Source organism: Dehalococcoidia bacterium, assembly GCA_035528575.1.
Taxonomy (GTDB): Bacteria; Chloroflexota; Dehalococcoidia; order E44-bin15; family E44-bin15; genus DATKYK01.
In genome coordinates, this window is record DATKYK010000010.1 from 1 (window position 1) to 6022 (window position 6022).

At 52.4% G+C, this 6022-nt stretch carries 4 protein-coding genes and 1 tRNA gene; 2 read left to right on the forward strand and 3 right to left on the reverse strand.

Translation table 11 applies throughout. The features are described 5' to 3' along the window. Positions 1-843 (reverse strand): glycosyltransferase (locus tag VMX96_01750; protein ID HUU62634.1); only part of this gene is annotated, 843 nt, incomplete at its 3' end. 742 nt (positions 844-1585) lie between these two features. On the opposite strand from VMX96_01750, the gene VMX96_01755 reads away from it, so the two are divergent. Then, positions 1586-2053 (forward strand): hypothetical protein, encoded by a 468-nt coding sequence (locus tag VMX96_01755; GenBank protein ID HUU62635.1) that lies wholly within the window; start codon positions 1586-1588, stop codon positions 2051-2053. Here the strand turns inward: VMX96_01755 and dnaN are convergent. Both dnaN and leuS read right to left on the reverse strand, forming a co-directional pair. After that, positions 2028-3161, reverse strand: coding sequence for a DNA polymerase III subunit beta (gene dnaN, locus VMX96_01760; GenBank protein ID HUU62636.1), 1134 nt, complete (start codon positions 3159-3161; stop codon positions 2028-2030). The two genes, VMX96_01755 and dnaN, sit on opposite strands and share 26 nt — an antisense overlap. Positions 3162-3211: 50 nt before the next feature. Further along, entirely contained in the window at positions 3212-5677 is a 2466-nt protein-coding gene (leuS, locus tag VMX96_01765; protein ID HUU62637.1) for a leucine--tRNA ligase, read from the reverse strand. Positions 5678-5812: 135 nt separating this feature from the next. On the opposite strand from leuS, the gene VMX96_01770 reads away from it, so the two are divergent. Continuing rightward, positions 5813-5887 (forward strand) — tRNA-Ile (locus tag VMX96_01770). The last annotated feature ends 135 nt before the right edge of the window (positions 5888-6022 follow it).

Consider the following 6022-nt stretch of genomic DNA (forward strand, 5'->3'; position numbering starts at 1 on the left):
CATCTTTACGTGGTCGGCAAGGCCTAGCCTATAGATTCTCTCAATGAGGGAATTACGGTAGGTCTCACCCTCCGTTTTGAGTATATTCGGGTGTGTGGCTCCAAAGATGATGTAGACGAAGTCTTTATATCTCTCGACCACCGCCGGTAGCGCCTCGATGACATACTCCAGCCCTTTATCCCGGTTCAACATCCCGAATGTCGAGAGAACGGTCTTATCCGAAAAGCCCAAGGCAGCCTTGGCCTGCTTGCTAGAAGTATAAGCACCGTCATGGATTCCGTGGGGAATGACCCGAATGCCCTGTTCAGGTATTCCGTAATCCTCAATCAGGATACGTCTGGAACGATGTGTCATCACGGTGATACCATTAACATTGTCCGCCAATACACGTACCGCAGGGCGCAGGTCCTGGGAAGGCTGAGGAATGACTGTGTGAAAGTTAATTACCTTAGGCTTCGTCAGTGTACTCAGAAAATAAATGATGTTTAGGCCCCAGTCGCCGCCAAAGATACCGAACTCGTGCTGGATATTCACCAGCTTAACAGCGTCATTCTGGTTCAGCGCCTCGGCAACCCTAACATATTCATCGGGGTTATTCTGGTCTATCTGAAAGATAACCTCCCGACTATATATATCACTAACGACTTTTTCGGCATTCATGGCCACGACCATCGACTTTACCATCGTTTCAAGCAGACCGTCTATAGCCCGGGTGAGATCCTGAGTAAAGGTGGCAATCCCACACTTTCTGGGTGGGAAAGTAGCAATGTAGACTATCCGGCAATCGGTTTCCACCTTTTCTGCCTTCTCCAGATTATCTTTGGAGTAATAGCCAGCATCCATTACCGCTTATTAGAGCCCCCCCTCTTGCCAATTTATTAAACAATCTTATCTAAATAGCATTTTACCATAAGTTAGCCAATATACTTATCCATCTACCTGTGCCATTACTATATACATTGCTAAATTGTAAATCGTCAGCGAAAATGGCGCATCCTTTTCGCAAATAGCTAGGGTGCTGGGTATGGTCAGAGCGAGGCCAAGGCTTTGCGTAAGCTCCGACACCCTACCCGAAGCCGCAAGCTTAAAGATTATAACATGGAATAAAGGTCTTAGTGTCCTCCTAGTGGCCTCTTTCTATTAGCTCCATAATGGATGATTCGGAGTCCAAACATAGCTCATCTGCTTGGTGCATACCAGTGAGAAGCGCTTCAGTGATTTTTTCTCGCAATTCGTCTAGTGTAGGCGGCAGAGAGTGTCGTTCCAGCGGATCGATTATGGGACCGAAATGAACCACTGTTCGCGCTCCCGGTAGTGGAATCATGTGTTTGTCCCAGCGTTTGACTTAGTTCATTCGCCTATTGGAGGTGGCTACCATTGGAGCCAACACAGCACCGGAACGCTTTGCCATTAGGGCTGCTCCTGGTCGAACTTGGTAAGCTGGGCCCTCCGGACCATCAACTGCTAAAAGCGCATCATAACCGTTCTTGACCAGATCGATGACCTTTACGACACCTCTTGCCCATCTGAATGAGTTAGTATCTTTGCCAAGAAATACCACCCTGACTTTCCTCCGATGAGCAAGATGGGCAAGTACGCGTCCACCAAAGTCATTGCGAACCATAATAACTGCCCGGGAATCTTAACCGAACATCCTGAGATACACACCGAGATTAAGGAATTTGAAAAGACCCTGCACAATTATGAGCAGCGCCGGAGAAATCTACTTGAAGCTATGGAATTGGGTGAGTTTGATAAGGATGAAATCTTGGACCGACTTAACAAAATTAAGCGTCTTCGCCATGAAGATGAAGCTAGACTTAATGATCTGCTGAAAACTAGAGGGAACCTCACAAATCTGGCGGATGCCAAAGTCAAACTTCGCCAGCTATATGACCGTGTACTAGAGAATCTTCAACATAGCACGCCGGATATAAAAGCGCTTGCCCTAGATGCTCTTGACATTAAGGTCTACGCTCAAGGCACTGACAACGTAGAAATTCAAGGCGTCATTCCCCTAGAATTACCTACCACTGCACAAACATCGGCATAATTACGTGGGTGTAGTTCTCCACGCCCACCGGTCGGAACACCCCCGGGCTTGAGGAAGTGGTGACGTCCAGGGTAACCCGATCCTCATGAAGCACCCCCAGCACATCGGAGAGATACTTGCTGTTAAAGGCAATCTTGACCTCTTCCCCCTCCACAGTGGCATCTACCTCACCGATGTTGTCCCCAACCTCCTCAGTGCGAGCAGAGAGCACGATCTTTCCTGGTGTTAGCTCCTCGCCAGGGACTACCTGGAGACGCACAATGGCGCTCCCCTCGCGAGCGAAGATAGCAGCGGGTTTCGTTGCCCTGGTGAATTCGGCAAGACTCACCTCGGCTCGTGTAGTATAGCCCTCCGGGATGAGCTGATTATAATTGGGGAAGGTCCGCTGTATAAGTTGCGATACCATCTCCACATCCTTTAGACGAAAGAGCACCTGGCTCCTATTGGGGTTGATGGTTAGCTCAACCGGCTCCTCCTGATCGGTGATAAGGCGCTGAAGCTCGCTTAGGGCACGCGCCGGGATTATTATCTCGATTCGCTCCGCCACAGGCTCCGCCAGGGGCGCCTTATGCACCGCAAGCCTGAAGCCATCGGCAGCGGCCAGTGTAAGTGTATTGCCATCGAACGCACTGTGAATGCCGGTAAGCACCGGCCGCGTTTCCTCGGTAGCTGCAGCAAAAACCACCTGGGCTATCGCCAGTCGAAGCGCCTCGGGATCGATCCTTGTCGTCACCCCCTCCCCTATCGTTGGTATCGGGGGGAACTCATCAGCATCTACACCGTTAATGCGCCCCTCAAAGCGAGTGCACTTAAGCTCCATGGTGTTGGTCCCTTGCGAAAGGTTAATCTCGATCTTGTCATTGGGCAAGGAGTTGACAAAGTCGGTGAGAAGTCGTGCCGGGATGGTGATCGCACCCTTCTCTTCCACCTTGGCACCCAGCCAGCAACTGATCGCGATCTCCAGATTGGTAGCCGCCAGCTTGAGGCGGGACTTTTCGGTGACCAAAAGAATGTTACTTGTGATCGGCAGGGTTGTCCTGGTGGCCACCGCTCTCCCCACAATGCCCAAGCCCTTACTAAGATTCTCCTGAAGACATGTTAACTTCATACTCACCCCCAGATAAAGTAGCAGTAGTATACACTAAATTAAGAATAAGCTCAAGTCACTATTATATTCACCAGCCTTTTAGCCACGTATATTACCCTGGCAACCTCCCTATCCATGAGATATGCTTTTATCCGCTCCCTGTCGAGCGCCAGCTCCTGAGCCTCCTCCCTGGTTATGGTGACCGGAACCGTGACCCGATCGCGCAGCTTGCCATTTACCTGAATCACCAGAGTGAACTCCTCCTCAGCAGCAAGTCCATCGTCCCACCGGGGGAAAGGCTGGTTGTGAATGCTATAGGAGTGACCGCTCCTCATCCACAGCTCCTCAGTAAGATGGGGTGCGGTGGGGGCAAGGAGCAGCATGAGGGTATCGATAGCCTCCTCGAAAGCGGGTTTGGCAACGGATCTCTCATCATGCACCCTGCCCAGATAGTTGGTGAACTCCATCAGGGCGGCGATCATGGTGTTGAACCTGAACTTATCCAGGTCATTGCTTACCCGCTTGATGGTCTTATGTGTAATATGCCTCAAATTTTTCGTATCCGTTGCCTTCGGCCCGTCTTGAGCATAATCCCCCAGGACGAGAAACCAGATGCGATTCAGCCAGCGGGCGATCCCCTTGATTCCGCGGTCGTCCCACTCCCCACCCTGATCCCAGGGACCAATGAACATGAGATAGGCACGGACCGCATCGGCCCCCAGCTCAGACACATACTCATCGGGTGTTATCACCCTGCCCCGCGATTTGCTCATCTTCTGCTTCTCAATGACGATAGTACCCTGATTGAAAAGCCGGACGAAGGGCTCATCGAAATCCACAATTCCCAGGTCGTGAAGCGCCTTAATGAAGAAGCGGGCGTACAGGAGATGCATGGTGGCATGCTCCGCACCACCGGTGTATTGATCCACGGGAAGCCAGTATCTCAGCCTAGCACCGTCGAAGGGAGCATCTTTATAATCCGCGCTTGAATAGCGCAGGAAGTACCAGGAGGAGCACATGAAGGTATCCATGGTATCAGTCTCCCGCTGTGCCGAATTTCCACAGTTGGGGCAGGTGGTGTTCACAAAAGACTCGCAGTATTTTAAGGGCGACTCTCCGGTGGGTCTAAACTCGGCATCCTGCGGCAGTAACACCGGTAGCTCATCCTCGGGTACCGGGACCAGCCCGCACCTATCGCAATAAACCATGGGGATGGGGGCACCCCAGTAGCGCTGCCGGGAGATGAGCCAGTCGCGAAGGCGGTAGGTTATCTGCCGCCCTCCATAGCCCTTTTCCGCTATAAAGTCGGCCACCTCCGCCATCCCCTGCTCACTGGGCAGTCCATCGAACTGGCTTGAATTGACCATGGTGCCCGGCTCGATGTAGGCCTCCGTCAACTCCTCTCCAGACCAGTTCGGCGGGGCAATGACCACCTTTATGGGGATGTCGAAGCGTTTGGCAAACTCGAAGTCGCGTTCATCATGGGCGGGGACCGCCATCACTGCCCCGGTGCCGTAACTCAGTAGCACGTAGTCAGCGATCCAGATAGGTACCCGCTCCCCATTCAGCCTGTTTATGGCATAAGAGCCAGTGAAAACGCCGCTCTTATCCCGCCCCACGGCAGTTCGCTCGATCTCCGATCGGCTCCGCGCCCCCTCTATATAACGCGCCACCTCGTCTTCACGGTCCGCCACGGTAAGATGCCCTACCAGCGGGTGCTCCGGGGCAAGGACAACGAAGGTGACCCCGTAGATGGTGTCGGGACGGGTGGTGAAAACGCTAAACTCTTCTTTCGATCCACCCATTCCTTCTTCGATTCCAAAGGTGATCTCCACCCCTTCGCTCCTCCCGACCCAGTTTTTCTGCATTGTCTTTATCCGCTCCGGCCACTGGACATGGCTGAAGTCGAGGAGTTGCTCTGCGTATGCGGTGATGCGGAAGAACCACTGCTCCAGGTCTTTTCTGCTGACTGGTGTCCCGCAGCGCTCGCAGGAACCTTCACCCACCACCTGCTCATTGGCAAGCACCGTCTGGCACTTGGGGCACCAGTTCACCGGGGCTTTCCCCCGATAAGCGAGTCCTGCCTCATGGAGCTTTAAGAAGAACCACTGGGTCCACTTATAGTAATCGGGGAGACAGGTGATCACCTCACGCTGCCAGTCATAGATAGCGCCCAGGCTCTTGAGTTGAGCTCTCATCCGCTCGATGTTCTGCATCGTCCAGGTGAAGGGGTGTACACCCCGGCTGATGGCTGCGTTCTCTGCAGGCAGTCCGAAGGCATCGAAGCCCATGGGATGAAGCACATTGTAGCCTTCCATCCTCTTGAAACGGGCATGAACATCGGCAGGGGCCATGGCATACCAGTGTCCGATGTGAAGGTCTCCCGAGGTATAGGGGAACATGGTTAGCTCATACCACTTGGGGCGGGGGTCATCATCATGAACCTCATGGAGGCGGTCCTGTGCCCACTGCTGTCGCCACTTTGGCTCTATCTCCTGGGGTCTATATCTCGGCGTTTTTTCGTCCTTCTCGACCATTTAGATTATTGTCCTCACTACAACGAGTTGTTACCATGTATTATGAGTCAACATATTATAAGCTAACATAGCGCAAAAGCAAAGGCTTTCAGCTTGACTTTCACCTAGTGATTTTATAGACTACTGATACCTTAAGGGCCCGTAGCTCAGCGGTAGAGCACTCGGCTCATAACCGATTGGTCGCAGGTTCGAACCCTGCCGGGCCCACCATATTTAATAACCCCCCATAACCCATTGGGGGGATTTTTGTTGTTGTTGACAGCCCCACAGCCGTAACTTAGAATGGGACTGAAAAGGGTATGAATTGAGCAAGGGAAGACAGCTATATGATCTCCAGGAGATTGA

Excerpts from the sequence above, each read along its gene's own strand:
- VMX96_01755 (HUU62635.1), top strand. The coding sequence starts at position 1,586 with ATGGGCAAGTACGCGTCCACCAAAGTCATTGCGAACCATAATAACTGC.
- dnaN (HUU62636.1), bottom strand. The coding sequence starts at position 3,161 with ATGAAGTTAACATGTCTTCAGGAGAATCTTAGTAAGGGCTTGGGCATT.
- leuS (HUU62637.1), bottom strand. The coding sequence starts at position 5,677 with ATGGTCGAGAAGGACGAAAAAACGCCGAGATATAGACCCCAGGAGATA.